Below are 22136 nucleotides of genomic sequence, written 5' to 3' on the forward strand. Positions count from 1 at the left end.
TTTGGGGACACAAGGCAAAGCCTTGCCAGGCTTAAAGGCGTCTAACCGGAAAAGCGCATAGAAATCAAAGGCACCCCCGTTCGTGATTCCGCACCCGCCGTCCGGCGGTCGCCGAATCACATGGCTCGAAATGGGGGAAGCCGCCGGACGGTGAGAGCGCTGCTGTCGCGCAGCGGTTCGCCCGGCGTAACCGGCTTATCGCTCGCTGACCTTCGCGCGCGGCAGCCATTCCGCCACGGCGCCTTGCGTACCCTTCAGATGGGCGGGAGTCGCGTCCTGAACGTGCGCGTCGAAGCGGCGTGCCGCCTCGGTGTCGAGATGCCGGCCGTCGAACGTCGACTGGCGACGGGAAATCATGTTGATGCGAAGACGTTTTGCCGCCATGGTCGGTATTCCTTGAAAAAACAGCCCTCGCCAACTGGCGAAGTGCCATAGATTTACGTGAGAAAGATGTCGCTGCGATGACGCGGTGCGCAACGCAAATCCCTCGCCCTCACCTCTTTCCTCCAGCAATCCCCGTCAAGCATCCACCCACATCCTCAACAGGTTGTGATACGCGCCGGTAAGCCGCAGAACCGACTTCCCGTCCACGCCCTGCTGAGTCAATCGCTGGGTCGAAGCAGCCCCTACTGCGGCCGCGCTTGTCGGCCACCGACTGCGCCGTGATAATTTCCTTTTCGCGCATAATGCGCTCAAGGAAAATACAGCAGTTTCCCACAGCGACACCGGATTCACGTTGACCGTGGACAAAAATAATTGAGGGCCTCGCCGATGCCGGATTCCACTGGTTTTGACCGCAATGCATTCAGGGAATATCCACTGGATGGCGCACTGCTGCGCTTTCACCCCGCGACGGGAACACACATCCGGATCGAGCATCCGGCGACCCGCCACTTGCGGCGCCTCGCCCCTCGAGTCGCCATGTTCGGGATTACGAACAAGTGCAATCTGTCTTGCGATTTTTGCTCGCGCGACGTGCGACGCGATAGCGCCTGGTCCGTCCAGTCGGCCGCCGACGTCCTTCGCGGCCTGAGCGCAGCGGGAACGCTGGAAGTCGCCTTTGGTGGCGGAGAGCCGTTCGCGTTCCGCGGATTCGCCGAGTTGATCGACATCCTCCATGACACCACGCCGCTTGCACTGAACGTCACGACCAACGGAACGCTGATCCGGCGCAACACATTTGCGCCCTACGCCGGCCGTTTCGGCCAGGTCCGCGTCTCGCTCTACGACGAGGTGCGCTGGCGCGACGCGGGCACGGTCCTGTCGGAATTCGGACAAAGATGGGGGGCCAACCTGATCGTCGACGACACCGTGCTGCCGGGGCTTCCCGCGCGGCTGGCCGAACTGGCCGCGCTGGGTTGCGAGGATGTCTCGTTGTTGTCTTACATCGGCCCCGATCCGCGCAGGCACCTTTCGCCACGGGGACGGGCGCAGCTCGCGGCGATCGTTCAGGACTCGCCGCTTGCGTGCCGACTGTCCGTGTGCTTTGGCGACGCGGTTCCGGTCCCAAGATTGTTCGATGGAGCCGATGGAAGCGGCGACTGCGGCGCCGGTCTGGACTTCGTTTCCATCACACCTGACCAACGCATGCAGGGCTGTTCGTTCCATGATGGCGGCCTGCCCGCGACCAGTGCGGAGGAAATCCTGCACGGGTGGCGGAATGAGCGTGCGCGCCTCGAGCAGCCAAGCGCACGGCGCGGTTGCGCACGTCGCAACGCAAGCGCCAGTCGAACCCGGTCCACGCCATCGGTCAGCGTGTGGCAGGGATTCTCCGGCAACAATAGCGGCGAATGCGTGATGGTCGCAAAGTTCGAGACCATCGCGGATGCGGACGCCTACCTCGCGCAACTGCTGCCGTCATGGGCACCCGATGCCGAGTACTCATCCGAGTGGAAGCGCCTGTTCAACGAAGAAGCGGTGGCGGGCCCGCAATTGTCCGGCGGAGGATCGCCTCGCGAGCTGGCGGCGATCGGTCGCTCGGTGATCGCGACGGGATACGACGCAGAAGACCTGTTTCCGGAGTTGCGCGCCCTGGCCTGGAAGAAAGGCGCATACGTGGTGCCTGACGGCGTCCACGCTCATCACGTATTCCTGCTGGCGGCGGTGCGTGCGTCAAGCGCAGATGACGCACGCACCCTGGCCAGCCTGACGCCCCATCCGGCCGCCAGGACCTGGCTGCATGGCGATGTCATCCTCGTCACGCTCGAATTGCAGGGGGATAGCGTGCCGGGTGAGCTTGTCGAGACTCGGCAATGGCTCACCGCCTTTGCGGCCGGCCGGCGGCTCGCCGCCGAGCTTGTGTTTGAGGACATGGATGATGCGGCCATGCTGTCCGTGTTGAAGCGGCTCGGTACGGAGATCGGCAAAACGCCACGGCTTGCGTTGCATTTCGGATGGCGTGATGAATCCGGCGAGCGAGCGGCTCGATTCGCGCAAATGATCGAAGACGGCCAGACCAACATCGCAGGCAAATGTGTCTTGGTATCGGGCCTCGAGCGGCGAAAGCGGCTCGCTGTGCTCGCCTATCGGCAGGGTGCGCATGTCTGCGCCATCGACGGATCGGAAGTGCGTGTCAGCGCCTATCTTTCCGTGCCTGATGTCAGGCCTCAACCGGGCCGGCGCGCAATACCCGGCGAGATTGATATTGGCCGGGTTCGCGAAGCACTCCGCCAACGGTTCCCGGGCGGTATACGCATTGATGTCAAGGCGGGATATCGCCGAGGCATGGCGTTCGTGGACATCGTCACCGCGGACCCTGCATACGCTTTCGCGCAACTCGAGCAGCTTGCCGCGTTGTTCGATGCCACGCTCTCCCTCTGGGTTCACGAGGTCGATCCGCTGGCATTTGCGGTTCGACGCGTGATCGCGGACGTCCGTGCCTGATCGGCCGCGCAACATGGCGGGTCGCCGGACCGATGTCCTGCAGATTGAGCATGTCCATGCGATGTCCCTGGCTAAACACCTTAACGATACGGCGAGGTCAAGAAGAACATGCATCCTGAATTCGCGCGCGAGATTGCCGACGCGGCGAGCGTGACCTATCGAGCGCTTCTTGCCGCACATCCGGACGAACATTTTTATGCGTTCGCCCTCTACACCGACAGTGGCGCAATGACCGTCGTACCGGCCGCCAATTCCGAGGAAGGATTGAAGCGGGTTCGCGAACGGATGGAGATCGGCGACGACGAGAAGGCGCCGGAGTTCACCTGGGCAACCGGCGAATGGGCGTATGAATCTGCCGAGGCTGATTCGTTCAATCCGCTCTGCGAGCGATTGGCCGATACGGTGCTGGGTCCGGAGATTCCCGAAGCGAAGTTCGGCGAGTTTTTCAGGGATCTTCAGCGCGACATGATCGAGGCGCTCCGGCTGCTCGACCAGGAAGGATTGTTCGGAACGGGTGCGGCGCGCGAGAAGATCACGCTGTTCGTCACGATCAGCGATGACAACGGAGCCGAGGCACTGGAGAACGAATCCGCCAAGATCCTGAACCCGCCCGCCGTCTTCGATCGTTTCATCAACCGGTACGCGTAGCGGCGAAAAAGCCGCCACCGAGCATTCGAGGCGCGGCATGCGCCGATGCCAAGGGTCGTTCACTGATCGGCAGACTGCGCGAGTTCGTCGATTTCACAGACGACATCTCGTCGACCACGTGGCGATGGCGCCGGCCGATCCACGGCACGCTGTGGCAAGTGCCCTACCCGCTTCAGCGGGCGCGCATGCTGCACTCACGCCCGCGTGGTCGTGGCCTGCTCGGCCAGCGCGGCCCGCTCGATCCAGCGGATGGCCGGCGCATCGTGCTCGCCCGGCACGGGCCTGCCGATCAGGAAGCCCTGCACTTCACGGCAGCCGGCATCCGTGATGCACGCCAGTTGCTCCTCCGTCTCGACGCCTTCCGCGACGGTCGTCACGCCGAGGCGCTTGCCGAGATCGGCCACCGCGCGCACGACGGCCGCGCAGTCCGGGCGCGTGACCGCATCGCGCACGAAGCTGCCGTCGATCTTGATCTTGTCGAACGGAAACGCGCGCAGATGCGCGAGCGACGAGAAGCCCGTGCCGAAGTCATCGAGGGCGACGCGCACGCCCATCGAACGCAGCGCACGCAGGTCCGCGATCGCCTTCCCCTCGTCGTGCAGCAGCGCGGTTTCCGTCACCTCGATTTCCAGCCGGTCGGGCGCGAGGCCCGCGCCGGCCAGCGCCGCCGCAAAGGCCGGCACGATCGTGCCGTGGCCGAGCTGCCCCGCCGACACGTTGACAGCAACGCGCGCGCCGTCCGGCCAGCGCGCCGCCTCCCGGCAGGCCTGGTCGAGCACGAATCGGCCGAGCCGGTCGATCAGGCCGCCGCGCTCGGCCACCGGAATGAAGCGGCCCGGCGAAATCCACCCGGCGTGCGGGTGATGCCAGCGCAGCAGCGCCTCGCGGGCGGTGATGCGGCGGGTCCGGGCATCGACGATCGGCTGGTAGAACACGTACAGCCCCTGGTTCTCGTCCAGCGCGAAACGCAGCTTCGATTCGAGCGCGACCCGCTCCTGCGCGCTCGTTTCCATGTCCGGCGAGAACATCCGGTACGTGCCCTTCCCGGCTTTCTTGGCCGCATAGAGCGCCATGTCCGCGCGTGACAGCAGCACGCCCGCATCGTTGCCGTGATGCGGCGCCAGCACGCAGCCGATCGACGCGCCGATGCGGAACTGCCGGTCGGGCGACGGCGCATAGGGGGCGGCGAGCGAGTCGACGAGCCGCGCGGCCGCGCCCATCGCGCCGTCCGCGTCAGTGTCGCGCAGCAGCACCGCGAATTCGTCGCCGCCGATGCGCCCGAGCAGCATCCCCGGCTCGGGGCACTGCCCGCGCAGGCGTTCCGCGACCTGGCGCAGCACCTCGTCGCCCGCCGAATGCCCGCGGGCGTCGTTGATCAACTTGAAGCCGTCGAGGTCGATGAAGAGCAGCCCGAGCACCTTGTCCGAGCGGCGCAGGCTGGCGTCGAATTCGGCCAGGAAGGTCGCACGGTTCGGCAGGCCGGTGAGCGAATCGTGATGCGCGAGCTGGTGGATGCGCGCCTCCGCTTCGGCCTGCTGCGTGACGATCGACCACGACAGCATCGGGCCGATGTAGCGCCCTTGGGCGTCGCGCACGGCCGAGACCTGGATGTCGAGCACTTCCGGCCCGAGCCCGATGCGGGCGCGATGCGGCAGGTTCGCCGGATCGGCAAGCAGGCGGCGCTGGTGCTGCGGGTGCGGGTGGAAGAAGTCGATCGGCGCGCCGAGCGCATCGTCCGCACTGATCGGCAGCAGGTGCTCGATCGAGCGCAGCAGGTTGCGCGACGTCGCGTTCAGGTAGTTGATGCGGAACGTCTCCGGGTCGGCCGTCATCACGGCCACTGGCATGTCGTCGATCATCCGCATCAGCCGCATCTGCGCCTGCTCGCGCATCCGCGATTCGGCCTGGGCATCGACGGTACGCAGGAAGCCCTGGTAGTTGACCGAGATCACGGCGATCAGCGCCGCCGACACGAAGGCCATGTTGACCGCGGTGGCGACGAGCGTCGGCTGGCGCGTCGAGAGGAAGAACGCGATGAACGCGACGTTGACGATCACGGCCACGCTCAGCGCGGCCGTGCGCAGATACATCAGGCTGAAGATGCAGCCGATCACCGTGATCGCCATGTAGAACGCGACCTGGGCCTTTTGCCACGCGTCGCCGTACGGGAACAGCAGCAGCGCCCAGGCGGTGAACGTCACCGCGATCGGGATCACCAGCCAGTTCGTCACCGTGAGCGCGCGCAGCACGGCGTCCGGCGTCGGTTCCAGCAGCCGGGCACGGCGCCAGTGCAGCAGCCGCGCGAGCGACGCGAGCGTCATCGCGGCCGGCATCGCGACCGACAGCCACCACGGCGTGCTGCCCAGGTGCGTGACGGCGAGGCTCCAGGTGCTCGAGATGAGGATCAGGTACATCACCGGAAGCTGGCCGGCGAATACCCGGAATTGCGCCGCGAGCAGGTCCGGGTTCCGGGCCGGCGTCGCGATGCTTGCCAGTCTTGCGATCCGCGCGTAGTGGATTTTCATGTGAGCCTGCATGCTGCAACCCGGGTTCGGGTTGTCCTGTCCGGCGGCGCCGGTTACCCGCACGGGTCCGGCTCCATATCGGCCTTGACGGCCGATTCAGCCGCGGCAACCGGCGCACCGGCGCGGTTGCCGCCAGTCAGCGCGAGCTGCCCACTGCCGACGATCTCATTGAGTGGCGCGGGCCTGCCGAGCAGGAAGCCCTGCGCTTCGTCGCAGCCTTCGTTCGCCAGCAACGCGAGCTGGTCGCGCGTTTCGATGCCTTCGGCCAGGATCGGAATGCCGAGGCTCTTGCCGAGCGCGAGCACGGCGCGGATGATCGCGCGATCCTGCGGTTTCGCCTCCGCGTCCGCGACGAACGACTGGTCGAGCTTGATGCGGTCGAACGGGAACGAGCGCAACGTGTCGAGCGACGAATAGCCGGTACCGAAATCGTCGAGCGCGATGCTCACGCCCAGCGCCTTGATCTGCCGCAGCGTGTCCAGCGCGCGCTCGCGGCCGGCGAAGATCGTCGATTCGGTCAGCTCCAGCTGCAGGCGCGACGCCGGCAGGCCGGTTTCTTCGAGCACGTTGGCCACGAGCGCCGTCAGGTCCGCGTGCATGAACTGAACGGCCGATACGTTCACCGCGACGGCATAGGGCGGCTCCCACGTGGCCGCTCGCGTGCATGCCTCGCGTAGCACCCATTCGCCGATGTCCAGGATCACGCCGTTCTCCTCGGCGAGCGGAATGAACTCGGCGGGCGGAATCGTGCCGAGCGTCGCGTGCTGCCAGCGCAGCAGCGCTTCGTAGCCGCGAATCTCGCCGGTCGTGAGCGAAGTCTGCACCTGATAGTGGATGCTCAGCTGGTTGTCGGCCACCGCGCGGCGCAGGTCGGCCGCGAGGCTGCGGCGCGCGCGGACGATCAGGTCCATCGCCGGCTCGTAGAAACAGACCGTTTGCGCGATGCTGCCCTTGGCGCGGTACATCGCGAGGTCCGCGTTGTTGATGAGGATGGCCTTGGTGGCGGCGTCGTCCGGGAAGATCGCGACGCCGAAGCTCGCGCCCGGCACGACCTCGTAGTCGTCCAGCCTGACCGGCTTGTAGAGCGCCGGTTCGAGCCGCTCGAGCAGATCCATCAGGCGCGTGCCGTCGTCCATCCGGCAAAGCGCCGCGAATTCGTCGCCGCCGATGCGCGCGACGAATTCGCCGTCGCGCAGCAGGTTCGTCATGCGCCGCGCGAGGATGCGCAGCACCTCGTCGCCGGCGTGGTGGCCGCGCAGATCGTTGATTTCCTTGAAGCGGTTCAGGTCGATGCCGATCAGCGCGAGCTTCGTGCCGTGTTCCTGCGCGAGCCCGATTTCGAGATCCAGCCGTTCGTTGAAGCTGGCCCGATTCGGCAGGCCGGTCAGCATGTCGCTCAGCGCCAGCCGGCGCAGGTGTTCGAGCGATTCGGCCCGCACGTTGCTGTCGATCACGTAGCTCACGAGCCCCGTGCAGACGATCACGAGCGACATGCCCGCGACCGCCAGCGCCAGCGGGCGCAGCGCGCTCATGTCGGTCCAGGTGCCGTCGAGCGTCAGCGGCGTGATGCGTAGCGCGGTCATCCCGGTGAAATGCAGCGCGAGGATCGCGAGCGACAGCACGCCTGCCATCTGGTTGACTGCGTGCGGCGAAGGCCGCATCGCGAGGTGCAGCGCGAGCGCCGCGAGGGTCATCGCCAGGAGCACCGACGCGATCAGGTAGCCGACGTCCCACGACACGATGCCCTCCACTCGCCACGCGAGCATGCCGGTGTAGTGCATCAGCACGATCGCCATGCCGACGATCGCGCCGCCGAGCGCGGGCGCAGCCTTGACGGTGCGACAGGTTGTCAGCGCGAAGCCGATCGTGCTGCCGCCGACCGCGATGAACAGCGACACGAGCGTAAGCGGCAGATTGAAGTGCACGGGCGCGCCGGCGTCGAAACCGAGCATCGCGATGAAGTGCGTGCACCAGATCGCCACGCCGGCCGAAATGGCCGTCAGCACCTGCCAGCCGAGCCGCTGCGTGCCGGACGTGTTCACCGTGCGCTGGAACAGGCGCGCGGTGACCCACGAGCCGGATCCGCACAACAGTGCGGCAAGCAATACCAGCCAGTGATTGTGCCGATAAACGATGCACCCCAAAACTGTCGCCAAAACCTTCCTTCCCCTATCCGTCGCATGGGCTGATGCTGTTCCCGGTCGAAGCCGCGAGGCGATGCCGCTTCGATCGGGCGCGCCTTCCAGATATCGGCATCTGATGAATAAACTGAACGCCGCGCGGCTGCGCGCAAACGATTTCCTGGAAGATATTTTTTTGTGGAAAAAGTGCCGGAACGCGGCGGGATGGGGCATCGACGGATCGGCTGAGGGCTTGCCGATCACCCTGGTGGTGTAGGTGATGGATCACATGCGGTGGAGTTCCGCCTGGGTTCACCGTCAGCTTTTTGGGGGGCATCGCGGATGACCGGGGAGCGCGGTGCGGATCTTGAAGAAGATGTGTTGCTCGTCGCGGCGCCAGCGCCCTGCTGCGTCTCTTCCGAACTTCTACGCCGAGTGACGGCAAATCAATGAAACATGCGACGTCTGAATCCCGGGATGAGATTGATGACGGCGGCGAATTTGGCATGCCCGTGCTTCGGCGCATCATCGGCCGATTTCGGATAAGCGCGATCGGTGATGGGCGCGCATCGGCGCGCAGATGGCTGCCGGCGCAACCGTGTCGGCATGCGGCGCCGATGAACGGGATAAGTGGCGGACGTAATGAAAGCAGCGTTCCAAAGGTCGACCGCCTGCAATCGCAGGCGGTCGATCAACATCTGCCCGTCATTCGCCTGAGCGTCGCGTGGCCTCGATCGGCACTCCTTGCTCCGACACGAAATACCACCACGCGATCGTCGGGCATTCAACGCCCTCACACCGACGCGATCAATTCACCCCGACCGCACTCCACGCGCGAGCGACCGTTGCGCTTTCGGCCGAGTTCGCGCCGTACAGGTCGTTCGCCGCCTGGATCGATGCACGACGTGCGTTCGGGTAGCTGGAGTTGGCATTCAGATACACGGTCAGCGTCCGGTACCAGATCTTGCCGGCCTTTTCGCGGCCCAGGCCGCTGAAGGTCGTGTCGCCGTTGCAGACCAGCTGCGCCTTCGTCAGACCGGTATCGGTCGACGGCACCGTCGGGCCTTCCGCCAGCAGGTAGAACAGGCGGTTGCCGACGCCCGACGTGAAATGCGGATCGTGGCGCGGATTCGACCACGAGAATCCGCCGGACGGGTAACAGCTGAACGACCGGCCATCGAGATCCTGCTTGTACATCTTGCGCAGGCCGCCGCTCACCACGCGCGCACCGATCACGTAGTTGCCGGGATCGTTCGGATTGTTGGCGTAGTACTTCACGAGCGTGCCGAAGATGTCCGACGTCGACTCGTTCAGGCCACCGGCGTCGCCCGAATAGTTCAGGTTGGCCGTGGCCTCGGTCACGCCGTGGCTCATCTCGTGCCCGGCGACGTCGACCGACACGACAGGTTTCGGCAGACTGGTGCCGGGTTGGCCGTCACCGTACACCATCACGTGCGAGGAGAGCCATGCCGCGTTCGCGCCGGTCGTGCCGCTGCCGGTATTGAATACAACGTGTGCATAGCTCTTCACGCCGCGGCCGTCGTTGAAGATGCCGTTGCGGTTGTGCGCCGTCTTGTAGTAGTCCCAAGTGAGCGCGAGCCCATAATCGATGTCGGCGGCGACCGTCTGCCGGTCGGTGGTCGTGTTGTTGCCCCACACGTTCGTGCTGCTCGTGAAGATCGGCAGGTCGGTCGCCTGCTCGACATCGTCCGAGGTCAGGCCGCGGCCGTCGTAGACCGAACCGGCGCCGCGACTCGGATCGAGCATCCGGTACGCGTTCATGCCCGTCTGGTCCGTGGTAAGCGTCAGGTCGCCGTAGTACAGCGAGCGGCCGGTGCCGGTCGCGGCGGCGGTCTTGATCAGGTCCTGTGCGTCGAGCACGGCGCCGGTGCGCGCGTCGACGTAGTACAGCACCGCATCGCCGTGCGCATCGGTTGCCTTGCCGTATACACGCACGGCGTAGGCCAACATCGGGTTGACGTCGCGTGCGAACACGACGAGCTCCGCGTCATCGACGCGGCGCACGTCCGAGTTGAACCGAGCGGCCGCGATGCGCTTGACCTTGGCCGCGCCAATGTCGGGTGCGTTGCGTACCACGGAGCGGCTTCCGACCTTGCCGATCGTGCCGGAGAGATTGATCGGCGCGAGCTGGGTCACGCTCGCCTGCTTCAACTGCCCCTTGCTCGAATGGACGACAACGTCGCCGCCGATTACCGGCAGCCCCGCGTAAAAGCGGTCGAAACGCACATGCTCGGTGCCGTCGGGATCGACGATCACGTCGCGTACCTGGAACTGATCGCCGTCCGTCGGCGCGCCGGCCTGTGGCCCCGCGAACTTCAACGTGCGGGCTGCGCCACCGACTGCGAGACTGAAGGCGGACGGGTTCTGCTGGATCAGTTGCAGTGCCTTGTCGACCGTGGCCGACTGGTCGCCGGCTTGGGCAAAAGCACTGAGACTCGCGACGGTAATCGCGGTGATGGACAGCAGACGAGACAGTTTCTTCATGTAATCCCCCGGGTTATAAGTGGGTGATGTTCGAGGAATGCATCAAGGTCAGACTTTCAAGACATGTCACGAACAGCAGAGGGATCCTAGAAGGTCATTTTTATAATTACAAGATATTTTCTGTTGGATTAATTTTTACCTTCACCGAAGTTAATCGAGTCATGTTTTGGTGATGAATTTGAAATGATCTCGTCGGCCGAGGTGGCGGAATCGGCGACGTTGCATTGGCTGGATTTGCGGGGCGAGCCCCGTGTTACCTAGGGGAGGCAGCGTGTGACGCGAGTCGAGCAGGACGGACGATGTAAAACCGGAGTAAAGCGGCAGATGCTAATTGCTTTATTAAATATTGATTTTGATTGTTGCCATTCCGGGCGCGTCGGTGCGATTTTTCACGGCGATACGATTCTCGCTTTTGATGACGATGCCTTTTAATTCGTAGCGAAAGCCATACGAATGACGCACGAGACGATGCTTTCTACGAATCTCCCGCTTGAGCGGCGCGGCGCAACCCATCGCATGTACGCGTCACCCCTTCTCCTGCATCGGAAGGCCCGCGCTGCGACACCGGCTGCGCACGCTTCTGACCAACTGTCGCGCGAGTCATACGTGAAGCGGATGTACCCTGGCATGCAGCTAGTTCCGACGGAGACGCATGGGGTCGACGAACCCTCCGTCGACGGTTGGCCGCCTACCCGCCCCTCACCTTCAACCGCACCACCAGCCACGTCAGCGCCCCCAGCACGAACACGGCGAGCGTCCACGTGCCGCCATGGTGCTGCAGCACCGCGGCTGTCGCGGCGACGCCCGCCAGTCCTTGCTGCAGGAAGCCGCACAAGGCCATCGCGTGCGCGCCATGGTCGTGCGCATCGCTGACGGCGGTGGCCATGCTGTTCGGAAACAGCACGGCCTGGCCGAAAATCGCCAGGCAATACAGCGCGATGAAGATCCACAGGCCGGTAAAGTGGGTCAGCAGGCCGCCGTGCCAGGACGCCAGCATCAACGTGGTTGCCAGCGCAACCAGCGCGGCGCCGGCATGCATCAGCCGCACGCCGCCGAGCCGTCTCACGAGGCGATTGACCAGCATCGCGCCGCTGAAATAGGCGACGCCGAGCAACAGGCCGATACTGCCGAAGCTCGTTACGGCCAGCTTGAAATGCTCCTGGAACACGAACGGACTCACTTCCTGCAAGGTCACGGTCGTCGCGAACCCCAACCCGCCTGCGCAGGCGGGCCACAGGAAGCCCGGGCGCCGCAGCAGGACCCAGTACGTGCCGGCCATGCCCGACGTGACGGCGGTGCGGCTCCCCGCCTTCAACGGCAACATGGACGAGAGACCGATCGCCAGCGCGGCGATGATGGCGATCAGCACGAAACCCGTTTGCCAATGACTGTATCGGCCGATCAGCCCGCCGACGAACTGGCCGCCGCCCAGCGCCGTGATGAAGGCGATCGACAATACGGAGAGCCGTCGCGCCAGTTCGTCACCGCGCCAGTTGTCGCGGACGATGATTCTGGCGATGATCGCCGCGCCGCCGCCCCCGATGCCCTGGATGGCGCGCAACACGAGCAGTGCCGGTGCGACCGTGCAGCTGGCGAGCAACAGGCTGCTGGCGACGAACAACAGCAGCGAAATCAACAGCGGGCCACGCCTGCCCCAGCGTTCCGCAGCGGCGCCCCAGAATGGCACCGGCAGCGCCGCGCCGATCACATAGGCGGAGATGGAGAATTCGGCGCCGCCTTGCGTCATCTTCAATTCGCGCATGACGACAGGCAGCGACGGCAAGTACACCGTCGTCGCCATTTGCGCCATGAATACGATCAGGCACGCCAGCGCCATCAGGGGAACAGTCGACGCGGCAGGTTCGCACGGCGCGCCGGCGGCAAGAACGGGTTTGTCGCTCATGCGCGGTCACGATCCGATCGAGACGCGCACGCCGTCTTTACCCATTCCCGCACACATCGCGGGATCCTGTCGCACGCGCCGCCCGCTTGCATGCTCTCCCGCACCCCGAGTTCGGTCGCCATCGTTTCTCTCATTCGATCTTGTTGACGTTCGTTGCGGCCGTGTGCTGCCCGACCCTCGCGCGAGATTGTACAAAACGCGGGACGTGCCTGCACGAGCCCCCACGCGTGTCGTGGCCGTCGCAACGACGACCATCCGGGAGCGGTGTCGGAACGACGTCTCGTGCAACCGGTTTCGGGGAACTTAGAACCTGTCCGGAACGGCATGCGCCAATGCATCGAGGCCCCCGGGACGCGCATGACGACCCGAGTGCCACTTGCCCGAACCCGATCGAAGACACAGCATTGCTTCCGCGCATGAGGCACAATACCCGGCTTCCAAAATCAACCGCGGCCAAACCCATGCGCTTCATCGTCGTTGGAACCAGCGGAGCGGGGAAATCCACCTTTTCGAGCGCACTGGCGGCGGCGGCAGGCTGCCCGTACGTCGAGCTGGATCGACTCTACTGGGGCCCGGGCTGGACAGCCGTGCCGCCGGAACAGTTCGAGAACGCCGTGCGGGCGGCGACCGCCGGCGACCGATGGGTCGCCGACGGGAACTACAGCGCCGTGCGCGACGTGCTCTGGTCGAGAGCCACGCACGTGATCTGGCTCAACTTCGGGCGACGGACGGTATTCTCCCGGGTGCTGTGGCGCACGTTGAGCCGCGGGCTCATGCGCACCGAGCTTTCGCACGGCAACCGTGAGTCGCTGCGGATGGCATTCTCACGAGAGTCGGTGCTGCTGTGGTCATACACCACGTTCGCGAAGAATCGTGTCAAGTTCGCCGCCCTGCGCGACGACCCGAAATACGCGCACCTGCACTGGACGGAAATCACCGAGCCTTCGCGCACCCGCGCGGTCATCGCCATGCTGGCCCGCGCGGGCAGTTGATCTTGCCCTAACGGCGCATCACTTCACGGCCGCATTGCCGCCGTCGGCGAACAGGGCCGAGCCGGTCACGAAACTGGCCATCGGGCTCGCCAGAAACAGCGCCGCGGACGCAATCTCGTCGGGGCGGGCGATGCGCTTCATCGCGTGAAGCCCGGCCGCCCATTCCTTCTGCTCACGGTCTCCCCCCATCGCGGTATCCACCCCGCCCGGCAACAGTGCGTTTGCCCGAATGCCCCGTGCCGCATAGTCCGCGGTGATGCCCTTCACCAATCCCATCAAGCCGGCCTTGGACGCGCCATACGCGGCCATCCCGGGAAGCCCGACGCTGGTTCCGACGAAGCTGGACGTGAAGACGATCGAACCGCCTCCGCGTTCGAGCATCACGGGAATCTGGTCGCTTGCGCCCAGGAAGGCCGCCGTCAGATTGACGGACAGCGTCTGCTGCCAGTCGTCGAGCGAGAGCTCGGCGAGCGGCTTGAGCGGCCCGACCGTCCCCGCGTTGTTGATCGCGATGTCGAGGCCACCGAACTCGCGCAGGGCCGTCGCGACGAGCCTTCGATGCGTATCGGCGTGACCGACATCACCGGCGCATGCGCACGCCTTCCCGCCCTGACGACGGATCTCGTCGGCAACCTGATTCAGCGTGGCTTCGTTTCGCGCGCCCAATACGACTGACGCACCGTGCTCTGCGAACATCAACGCGATCGCGCGGCCAATGCCGGCGGAAGCGCCGGTGACGATGGCGACTTTCCCTTCGAGTAAGGTCATTTTTTTCACATCCCGTGAGTGAGGTTCGTCACGGCAATGTAGGTGACCGCACGCAGGCAGACACTCCGTTTCTTGCTTTTCAAGTCCTGGTCGACAGCAAATCGCACGGTGGATTGCGGGTGGCGCGGATCGGCCCTGTCGCGCACTGCAGCGATCTGCACTGGACGGAAATCGCCAGGCCATCGCGTACCCGCATCAGTCGTCGAACGTGCCGCGATATTCCGGCGCGGCATCCGCACGCGTGTTCAGTTCGAACATCACGCCGCCCGGTGCGCGGCAGAAGAAACGCGAACCGCGCCCGTTGTTGAAAACGTCCGTCACCATCTCGACGCCCTCTTCCCTGAAGCGCTCGAACAATGCGCGAACGGCATCGAGGCTCGGCAGCTCGAACCCGACGTGGAAATTCGTCGGCCATGCCGGCACGTCGTCGCTGACGTGGTCGATCACCACGTCGAAGCCCGCGCGCTTGAGGATCCAGGATTTTTCCCAGCTTCCCGCGATCGTGAAGCCGAGGTGCCGCTCGAAGAAGCGAGCCGTCGCCAGTGTGTCGGCCGAGGGGAAGCTCAGGTGATTGAGCTTCATGGTTTGCGTAATGGCAGTCATTGCGAGTCTCTGTCATGCGTCGATCGGCGGAGGCCCGATGCCGTTCCGCCCGACGAATTCAGAATACGAGCCGACGCTCACATTCGACAACTCGCATTGGACGCCCGTTTCGACCGCGCGCGAACCCGCGTGGCACCGCGGGCCGGGGCGCGGATGCGATCGCCGCCGATCGCGCTACTCGCATTCGGCCACGATTGGCCGCAACGACATCATTTCCGGCACCCGCCCACCTCCACCTTCGTGATGATGTCGGCATGGTTGGTCTTGATGGTGATCATGCACACATAATCGAGGACGGTTTCGTGGCCGTAATACCCCGTGGCTTCATAGTCGTCCTGGTACAGCGGGATCTCCGCCACGCCATTTCCTGCGGGATTCACCCCGGCAACATGACTGCCGACGTACCGGCTGCCGGTCTGGACGAACGTCAGGTTCGGGCTCACGTGAACCCGCGAAGTGTCCCAAAAGTAGTTCCCGGTATAGCTTGCCGACTCCGGCGACTGCCCTAGCGGCGGCTGATTGATGAACGGACGGCCGAACGCCTTGAACGCCACCGATATCGGCTGTCCGATCATGGCTTTAGCCGCCTTCTGAACCGGACCGGGATACAGGGTCGCGCACACCGGGCTGGAATCCAGGACGGAGCAGACATTCGCGCAACCGGCGAAGAACGGGATCGCCGCACACGCCCACACCATCGACATGCTGTTTCTCGAGATTGACATCGCCATTCGATCCTCCCCGTGCACAAGTGGAACCCTCGTTGGACGCGACCTGCCGCGCGCCGCCCTACGTCTTCGCCGCTTCGTACACCCTCGTCTTTGGATTGAACCTGTATTCGACGACGTCCGCGGCGCCATAAGTCTTCTTCCGACCGGCGTTGTCGACGCCCGTCCCCTTCATCGCCACACGAAGACGCGGCCAATCGCGACCGTCGGTCGACACGAAGGTCAGGGTCGACGAGCCGGCCACACACGGGATGTGATTGCCGGTGCCGTCGGCATCGCACGCTGCGCCGTTATCGTCGCCGCGGAACACGTTGCCGGCATAGGTCCAGTCGGTATCGTCAGGATTACTTGACGCACTGGTACGCTGATAGACGAACATGCTGAACGACTTGATCCGGGTCCCGGAAGCCAGATGCCAGGTCGGGACCGCCAGCACGATCTGCCCGTCCGGCGTTGTCGTGCTCACGGCGGGTTCCTTGTCGTCGATCGTGTCGGCCTGCTCATAGCCGCCAAACTCGCCGATGGAGCGCTCCGACTCGACCATGTTCCAGCCGGCCACGCCCGCGTCCGTGGTCCATTCGAAGGTGGCCTCGGTGATCGTCACCCGGGCATCGGGCGCCGGGGCGGCAGTTTTCTCCTGTTCGGCGTACTTGTTCGGCGTGTCGTAAGCGAAGCCGGTGAAGTAGTGGTTGCCGTTCAGGTCGAACGCGTAGCCATACCAGTACGACGCCTGGCTTCCGTTGGCGATCTCCATCGTGTCCTCACCGTGCGCGTCCTTCTGGTAAATGCCCTCGAGCACCTGGCCGGGCCTCGGCGGCACGGGTGCCGGGCGCTTCTCGCTGCCCTCGCCTTGCGCGGCCACGGCCTGCGTCGCCGACGCAGCGGCCGACTGCGCATTCGATGCCGTATCCGCATGCCCGGATTTATCCCCGCATGCCGCGACCACAAGCGAAACGACGGACAGCCACGCAAACTTCCCGATCATGTGCCTTTACCCCTGTATGCAGTCCCCTGATGCGTCGTGACGTGACCCGATGCGATCTCGCGGGATGCATCAACTGATATCGCTGTTCGATACCGATTGCCCGGCCGACCGATTCAAGCGCCGGGCCGTGTTGAACAAATGGAGCGGATTGTCTGGGCGTTCAGCGCCGCCGGGCGTCGTAACCGGCGGGAAAAGCGGAGGCCATGAAGGCGGGCGCTGCATAGGCAGGCAGCCGAATTTGACGCGGCAACGCGAAGCGCTGCTCGGGAAGCATCTTGTTGACGGGTTTCATCGTTTTCGTTTGTCGTTGTCGGCGCCAATACGGGATTGGAAGACGTGCTCGGACACGCTCAACGCGGGTTGCGTTGCACCAGTCGACGATTATCACCACTATCGGCAAATAAATCATCCATCGACGGCATTCGCGGACGTTGTTTCTCGCAGAGAAATGTCGACCGCATTTGACGATAACGCGCGAAATGCGCTGGCACTTGGCACCGGCAAACGCTTGCTTTCATACGACTGACACAATCTGCCGGGTCGCAAATCATGCTCACCGATTGGGCGCAGCCGGTTGCCCGGATCGATGTCGGCATCCTGCCGATGCCATTTTTCCAGTGTTTGCCGCGTGAGACGCGGGCGTGAGGCAAGCGATATCGCGTGCCGGACACGCCCGGCGCAGCCATGTCGATCGTCGAGACGCCTCAAGCGCCGATGGCCCGGGGTCGACAGACAGACCCCGGGCCCCGGATTTCCCCGCCGGTGCCGGGCATCACAACCGCTGCCCGGCACCATGGGTCGATCGATACTGCGCGAACGACGTCAGAACTGGTAACCGGCACCCACCACCGCGCCGAAGTCCGAACGCGTGTTGCCCGTCACCGACGCCTTGACGACCCAGCGGTTGCTTTCCGTCACGTACGAGTATCCGGCGGCGAAACCCTGCTGGCCGTGATAGTTCGACGTCGCCGCCGAGACCATCGAGCGGCCCGCGCCCGTCGGTTGCGGCAGGCCGGCGACGGCCATTGCCGATGCCACGCCACCGTACATGTCCTTCTTCAGGTCGTTGAACGAGTTGTACACCTGGCCGATGCGCTGGTCGGTGTAGCCCTTCGCCTGCGTCGTGGCGGTCGAGAGGTTGTCGTTCAGCTGCTGCACGTTCACCGCGTCGGTCGGCGCCGTGCCGGCCGCGACGTTCGTGACCTGACGCTCGCTGCCCTTCGCACCGACCGAGAACGAATTGTCGCGATCGGCGACGGAGCCCTGGCCGACCGCCACCGCGTTCTTGCCGGTTGCGGTTGCCGTCGACCCGATCGAACCCGCATCGGCACGCGTGATCCACGTGGTGTTCGCATCGGTCGCCGCCGCGCGGATCTGGTCGTTGGCCGCCGCGTTCTTCAGCGCGGTGTTGAACTGGCCCATGTTGACCGCGTCGTTGTCCTTCACGCCCGCCGCGACCCCGGTCAGCACGCGGTCGCCCGCCGTGCCGGAGAAGTTCACGCTGGTGCCGCCGGAGTCCTTCCCGACCGTGATCGCGCCATTCGGATCCTGTTGCTGCACGAGGCCGGCCTTGCCGTTCGCGATGTTGGTGACGTTCCCCTGCAGGTTCGTGATATCGGTCGTGTTCTTCGCGACCTGCTGGTTGGTCGCGTAGAGCTGCGAGCCGTTCACCGCGTCCGTGCTGGTTGCGCTGAGCGTGCCGGCCTGCACGTTGGTGATGCGCGTGCCACCGGCGCCGCCCAGGGTGATCGAGCTCTTCGAGCTGTCGTCGTACTGCACCGCGAGCGCACCGAGCTGGTTGAGATTCGACTGCACGCTCTTCAGCTGCTTCACGTTCACCGCGTCCGTATCGTCGGTGCCCGCGGCGACGTTCTTCAGCACGACCGCCGCATTCGTGTCGCCGCCGATGAGCGATACCGAATTCAACCGGTTGCCGTTCGCGTCGACATCGTACTTGACGACGTTCTTCACGGCCTCGCCCGCCTGATTGGACACCTGCGTGATCTGCTGTTCGAGCGACGATTTCACGCCCGACAACTGGCCGCCGTTCACCGCATCCGTGCTGCCCGCGGCGATGTTGCCGTCGGCCACGTTGGTCAGCTTCGTCGGGGCGCCACCGCGCGCCGCGTTGTATGCGCCTGCCTTCGGGTCGAACTGCAGCGCGTCCTGCTGCAGCCCGGCGATCGCGGCCGTGTTGCCGGCGATGTTCGTTTCGGCAGTGTCGATACGCGTCTCGTGATTCTCGAGCGTCGTCGTGTTGCTGCCGACTCGGGTGTCGAGGTTGGTCAGCGCGTCGCCGACATTGTTGAACGAGCCGCCACCGACTTTATAGGCCGGCGCGCTGATCGTGCCGTCCGGATTCGCGGTCGCACCGCCGCCCAGTGCAGCCGCCGTACCGTCGGTCGCGCGGCGCAGTTGCGCGCCGTTCACCGCGTCCGTGCTGCCGGCCGCGACGTTGCCTTCCGCGACGTTGGTCAGGCGCACCGGGCTCCCGCCGTTGCCGGCGCCGAGCGAAACCTGCTTCTTGCTCGCGTCGTCGTACTTCACGGCGAGCGCATCGAGCTGGCTCGTGCCGTCCTGGATCGCCGCATTCAACTGGTCGACGTTGACTGCGTCCGTGCCGTTCTTGCCGGCCGCGACATTGCCGATGCGTTGCGGACCGTTGCCACCGTGGCTCGCATCATAGGTGCCGAGGTTCGCGTTCCACTGAAGCGCGTCCTGCTGGAGCGCGGCGATGTTGCCCGTATTCGTCGTCACCTGGTTGCCGAGCGTCGTCACGTTGTTGCTGACGGTCGTGATCGACTGATTCAGCGTGTCGGTTGCCTTGCCGAGCTGGCCGACATTCACCGCGTCGCTCGCGGCAACGCCGTCCGCCACGTTGTGCACGCCGACTGGCGACTGTGCCCCCTTGCCGCCGAGCGTCACGCCACTGTGTGCGTCATCGTCGTACTGCACGGCATTCTTCGTCGCGTTGCCGATCTGGTTGGTGATCGACGTGCTCAGGTTGCCGAGTGTCGTATTGATGTTGCTCGTCACGCTCGTGCTGAGCGACGACAGGCCACCGTTCAACTGCCCGACGTTCACCGCGTCGGTGTTCGCGACACCCGCTGCGACGTTGTGCAGCGTCGTGCCGTTCGTGCCGGCGAACGTCACCGAGTCGAATCCGCTTTGGCCGTCGTACTTCACGTTACGGGCGTCGGCCGCCTGCAGGTTGGTGATGTTGGTGGTCGCCGTGCTCAGCGATGCGTTGATGCCGGTGACGTTGCTCTGCAGGTTCGTGATGTTCGACGCTGCCGTCGAGATCGACGATTGCAGCGGCGCAATGGTTCCCGTCAGTTGACCGACGTTGACCGCATCGGTATTGGCGACGCCGGCCGCGACGTTGCCGATGCGTTGCGGGCCGTTGCCGCCGTGGCTCGCATCATAGGTGCCGAGGTTCGCGTTCCACAGCAGCGCATCCTGCTGAAGCGCGGCGATGTTGCCCGTATTCGTCGTCACCTGGTTGCCGAGCGTCGTCACGCTGTTGCCGACATTCGTAATCGACTGATTCAGCGTGTCGGTTGCCTTGCCGAGCTGGCCGACGTTCACCGCGTCGCTCGCGGCAATGCCATCCGCCACGTTGTGCACGCCGACCGGCGACTGTGCCCCCTTGCCGCCGAGCGTCACGCCACTGTGTGCGTCATCGTCGTACTGCACGGCATTCTTCGTCGCGTTGCCGATCTGGTTGGTGATCGACGTGCTCAGGTTGCCGAGTGTCGTATTGATGTTGTTCGTCACGCTCGTGCTGAGCGACGACAGGCCACCGTTCAACTGCCCGACGTTCACGGCGTCGGTGTTCGCGACACCCGCTGCGACGTTGTGCAGCGTCGTGCCGTTCGTGCCGGCGAACGTCACCGAGTCGAATCCGCTCTGGCCGTCGTACTTCACGTTACGGGCGTCGGCCGCCTGAAGGTTGCTGATGTTGGTGGTTGCCGTGCTCAGCGATGTGTTGATGCCGGTGACGCTGGTCTGCAGGTTCGTGATGTTCGACGCTGCCGTCGAGATCGACGTCTGCAACGGGGCGACGGTGCCCTTCAACTGACCCACGTTGACCGCATCGGTGTCGGCGACGCCAGTCGCGACGCCGCCGATCTTGGTGCCGTTGCTGCCGTCGAGCGCGATCGCCGCGTGCGAATCGTCGGTGTATTTCACGACGTTCTTCGTCGCCGTCACGATGCTGGTGCTGAGGCTGTTGCCCACGTTGGTCACGCGCTGGTCGACGTTCGAGATCGTGGTCGACAGCGAATTGCCGACCGACGTCACGCGCGCGTCGACGGTGGCAATGCTCGTGCTGAGCGTGCCGTTCACGTTCTTCAGCTGCTGGACGTTGACGGCATCCGTATCGGCCGCGCCCGCCGCGACGTTCTTGAGCTGGCGCTCCTTGCCGACCGCGCCGAACGATACCGCGCCGCCGACCGGCGCGGCCGTGCCGCCGAACACCGGCGTGCCACCGTTGTTCGCGCCGGTGCTGCCCGAGCCGATCGCCACCTGATTGTTGTCGTTCGTCTGCGCGCCCGCACCGATTGCCACGGATTGCGTGCCGCCGGCGCGCGTTTGGGTGGCCGCGTCATACGTCGCGCCGGCCGACACGCCGTCGCTCGTCGTCGGGTTGGCGCCGCCGATCGCCACCGAACGATCGCCGCTCGCCAGCGCCGAGTGGCCGAGCGCGATCGAGCTCGTGCCGTGCGCATCGGCGACGTTGCCGAGCGCCATCGAGAAATCGCCGACCGCGGCCGACTGGCGACCGATGGCAAGCGCCGTATTCCCTTGCGCGACGGCGACCGTGCCGATCGCCGTGGCCGAGTTCGCCAGCGCCTGCGCACCGACGCCGACCGCAATCGCGCCGCCGTTGCTGGTACCCCCCTTGCTGGCCGCATTCGACTGGTCGCCGATCGCGATACCGCTGGCACTCGCCTTGGCATTCGTCCCCATCGTGACGTTATTGGTGCTCACCGCCACGTAGGTCCCGCTCCTGGTCGACACGCACTGCGGGTTGGTCCCGTCGATGCACTGACCGCTCAGCGCATTGTCCGGGTTGCCGCGGTCGACGAAATTGTCCGCCTGTGCGGCGCCCGCGATCAGGACACCTGCCCCCGTGAACATGGCGGCGGCCAGCGCCGAAATCTGCTTCCTCTTCATGGTCTTCTGCTCCGTTTTTAGCGTTTGGTTTGAATACGGACTACTTAATTTTGTTGAAGGCTTAAGCTGCGATTGCGATTACGACTTCAGTGCGGAACCCGATTCCCGCGCCGGCCTGAGCGTGTCGAAGACGACACGCATCGTCCGCCCGTGGCGACGGGACGTTCGAAAGCCCGGGCACTCCGTTCGTGTGACGGCCCGTTCCGTTAATCCGGTTAATGCATTAGGAATGCATATTGGTTTGCATGGGCGAATTCGCCCAGCGACTGAATCCGGAGATTCAACCCGCCGTTATGGA

The 22136-nt window shown here is 64.9% G+C and carries 16 protein-coding genes; 4 read left to right on the forward strand and 12 right to left on the reverse strand.

The window, feature by feature from the left end:
* Nucleotides 1–195 precede the first annotated feature (195 nt).
* Nucleotides 196–384: a hypothetical protein gene (locus BDO18943_RS36450; protein WP_043183775.1), complete on the reverse strand. Its 189-nt coding sequence runs from the start codon at nucleotides 382–384 to the stop codon at nucleotides 196–198.
* Nucleotides 385–519: 135 nt separating this feature from the next.
* Nucleotides 520–879, reverse strand: coding sequence for a hypothetical protein (locus BDO18943_RS43010; RefSeq protein WP_175025994.1), 360 nt, complete (start codon nucleotides 877–879; stop codon nucleotides 520–522).
* On the opposite strand from BDO18943_RS43010, the gene BDO18943_RS36460 reads away from it, so the two are divergent.
* Complete coding sequence (locus BDO18943_RS36460; protein ID WP_175025995.1) at nucleotides 772–2883, forward strand: radical SAM protein; 2112 nt, start codon at nucleotides 772–774, stop codon at nucleotides 2881–2883. The two genes, BDO18943_RS43010 and BDO18943_RS36460, sit on opposite strands and share 108 nt — an antisense overlap.
* Nucleotides 2884–2991: 108 nt before the next feature.
* Nucleotides 2992–3531 (forward strand): DUF4303 domain-containing protein, encoded by a 540-nt coding sequence (locus BDO18943_RS36465; RefSeq protein ID WP_175025996.1) that lies wholly within the window; start codon nucleotides 2992–2994, stop codon nucleotides 3529–3531.
* A gap of 194 nt (nucleotides 3532–3725) precedes the next feature.
* Here BDO18943_RS36465 and BDO18943_RS36470 read toward each other — a convergent pair whose 3' ends face one another.
* The 5 genes from BDO18943_RS36470 to BDO18943_RS36490 all read right to left on the reverse strand — a co-directional run bounded on the left by BDO18943_RS36470 (nucleotide 3726) and on the right by BDO18943_RS36490 (nucleotide 12584).
* Nucleotides 3726–6056 carry a putative bifunctional diguanylate cyclase/phosphodiesterase gene (locus BDO18943_RS36470; RefSeq protein WP_235996282.1) on the reverse strand — a complete coding sequence of 777 codons (2331 nt, stop codon included), beginning with the start codon at nucleotides 6054–6056 and terminating at the stop codon, nucleotides 3726–3728.
* A gap of 53 nt (nucleotides 6057–6109) precedes the next feature.
* Nucleotides 6110–8410, reverse strand: coding sequence for a putative bifunctional diguanylate cyclase/phosphodiesterase (locus BDO18943_RS36475; RefSeq protein WP_235996283.1), 2301 nt, complete (start codon nucleotides 8408–8410; stop codon nucleotides 6110–6112).
* Between the two features lie 212 nt (nucleotides 8411–8622).
* Nucleotides 8623–8874 (reverse strand): hypothetical protein, encoded by a 252-nt coding sequence (locus BDO18943_RS36480; RefSeq protein WP_175025997.1) that lies wholly within the window; start codon nucleotides 8872–8874, stop codon nucleotides 8623–8625.
* A 109-nt stretch (nucleotides 8875–8983) separates the two neighbouring features.
* Entirely contained in the window at nucleotides 8984–10681 is a 1698-nt protein-coding gene (locus tag BDO18943_RS36485; RefSeq protein WP_175025998.1) for a M4 family metallopeptidase, read from the reverse strand.
* A gap of 688 nt (nucleotides 10682–11369) precedes the next feature.
* On the reverse strand, nucleotides 11370–12584 hold the full coding sequence (locus BDO18943_RS36490) for an MFS transporter (RefSeq protein WP_235996284.1): 1215 nt from the start codon (nucleotides 12582–12584) through the stop codon (nucleotides 11370–11372).
* A 461-nt stretch (nucleotides 12585–13045) separates the two neighbouring features.
* Between BDO18943_RS36490 and BDO18943_RS36495 the strand changes: the two genes are divergently transcribed.
* Entirely contained in the window at nucleotides 13046–13576 is a 531-nt protein-coding gene (locus BDO18943_RS36495) for a P-loop NTPase family protein (RefSeq protein WP_175025999.1), read from the forward strand.
* A gap of 18 nt (nucleotides 13577–13594) precedes the next feature.
* On the opposite strand, the gene BDO18943_RS36500 is transcribed toward BDO18943_RS36495, so the two are convergent.
* The 4 genes from BDO18943_RS36500 to BDO18943_RS36515 all read right to left on the reverse strand — a co-directional run bounded on the left by BDO18943_RS36500 (nucleotide 13595) and on the right by BDO18943_RS36515 (nucleotide 16537).
* Nucleotides 13595–14344, reverse strand: a complete 750-nt coding sequence (locus BDO18943_RS36500) for an SDR family oxidoreductase (RefSeq protein WP_175026000.1) — start codon at nucleotides 14342–14344, stop codon at nucleotides 13595–13597.
* A 195-nt stretch (nucleotides 14345–14539) separates the two neighbouring features.
* Nucleotides 14540–14947, reverse strand: coding sequence for a VOC family protein (locus BDO18943_RS36505; protein ID WP_175026001.1), 408 nt, complete (start codon nucleotides 14945–14947; stop codon nucleotides 14540–14542).
* Between the two features lie 209 nt (nucleotides 14948–15156).
* Nucleotides 15157–15651, reverse strand: coding sequence for a hypothetical protein (locus tag BDO18943_RS36510; RefSeq protein ID WP_175026002.1), 495 nt, complete (start codon nucleotides 15649–15651; stop codon nucleotides 15157–15159).
* An 85-nt stretch (nucleotides 15652–15736) separates the two neighbouring features.
* Nucleotides 15737–16537, reverse strand: a complete 801-nt coding sequence (locus BDO18943_RS36515; protein ID WP_175026003.1) for a hypothetical protein — start codon at nucleotides 16535–16537, stop codon at nucleotides 15737–15739.
* A gap of 187 nt (nucleotides 16538–16724) precedes the next feature.
* On the opposite strand from BDO18943_RS36515, the gene BDO18943_RS36520 reads away from it, so the two are divergent.
* Nucleotides 16725–17186: a hypothetical protein gene (locus BDO18943_RS36520; RefSeq protein ID WP_175026004.1), complete on the forward strand. Its 462-nt coding sequence runs from the start codon at nucleotides 16725–16727 to the stop codon at nucleotides 17184–17186.
* Nucleotides 17187–17482: 296 nt separating this feature from the next.
* Here BDO18943_RS36520 and BDO18943_RS36525 read toward each other — a convergent pair whose 3' ends face one another.
* Nucleotides 17483–21802: a YadA-like family protein gene (locus BDO18943_RS36525; protein WP_456151303.1), complete on the reverse strand. Its 4320-nt coding sequence runs from the start codon at nucleotides 21800–21802 to the stop codon at nucleotides 17483–17485.
* Nucleotides 21803–22136 lie beyond the last annotated feature (334 nt).

The organism is Burkholderia aenigmatica, assembly GCF_902499175.1.
Classification (GTDB): Bacteria; Pseudomonadota; Gammaproteobacteria; order Burkholderiales; family Burkholderiaceae; genus Burkholderia; species Burkholderia aenigmatica.

Coding starts and splice junctions, on each gene's coding strand:
- BDO18943_RS36450 (WP_043183775.1), bottom strand. CDS start 384: ATGGCGGCAAAACGTCTTCGCATCAACATGATTTCCCGTCGCCAGTCG.
- BDO18943_RS36460 (WP_175025995.1), top strand. CDS start 772: ATGCCGGATTCCACTGGTTTTGACCGCAATGCATTCAGGGAATATCCA.
- BDO18943_RS43010 (WP_175025994.1), bottom strand. CDS start 879: ATGCTCGATCCGGATGTGTGTTCCCGTCGCGGGGTGAAAGCGCAGCAG.
- BDO18943_RS36465 (WP_175025996.1), top strand. CDS start 2,992: ATGCATCCTGAATTCGCGCGCGAGATTGCCGACGCGGCGAGCGTGACC.
- BDO18943_RS36470 (WP_235996282.1), bottom strand. CDS start 6,056: ATGAAAATCCACTACGCGCGGATCGCAAGACTGGCAAGCATCGCGACG.
- BDO18943_RS36475 (WP_235996283.1), bottom strand. CDS start 8,410: ATGCCCCATCCCGCCGCGTTCCGGCACTTTTTCCACAAAAAAATATCT.
- BDO18943_RS36480 (WP_175025997.1), bottom strand. CDS start 8,874: ATGTTGATCGACCGCCTGCGATTGCAGGCGGTCGACCTTTGGAACGCT.
- BDO18943_RS36485 (WP_175025998.1), bottom strand. CDS start 10,681: ATGAAGAAACTGTCTCGTCTGCTGTCCATCACCGCGATTACCGTCGCG.
- BDO18943_RS36490 (WP_235996284.1), bottom strand. CDS start 12,584: ATGAGCGACAAACCCGTTCTTGCCGCCGGCGCGCCGTGCGAACCTGCC.
- BDO18943_RS36495 (WP_175025999.1), top strand. CDS start 13,046: ATGCGCTTCATCGTCGTTGGAACCAGCGGAGCGGGGAAATCCACCTTT.
- BDO18943_RS36500 (WP_175026000.1), bottom strand. CDS start 14,344: ATGACCTTACTCGAAGGGAAAGTCGCCATCGTCACCGGCGCTTCCGCC.
- BDO18943_RS36505 (WP_175026001.1), bottom strand. CDS start 14,947: ATGACTGCCATTACGCAAACCATGAAGCTCAATCACCTGAGCTTCCCC.
- BDO18943_RS36510 (WP_175026002.1), bottom strand. CDS start 15,651: ATGTCGATGGTGTGGGCGTGTGCGGCGATCCCGTTCTTCGCCGGTTGC.
- BDO18943_RS36520 (WP_175026004.1), top strand. CDS start 16,725: ATGCATCAACTGATATCGCTGTTCGATACCGATTGCCCGGCCGACCGA.
- BDO18943_RS36525 (WP_456151303.1), bottom strand. CDS start 21,802: ATGTTCACGGGGGCAGGTGTCCTGATCGCGGGCGCCGCACAGGCGGAC.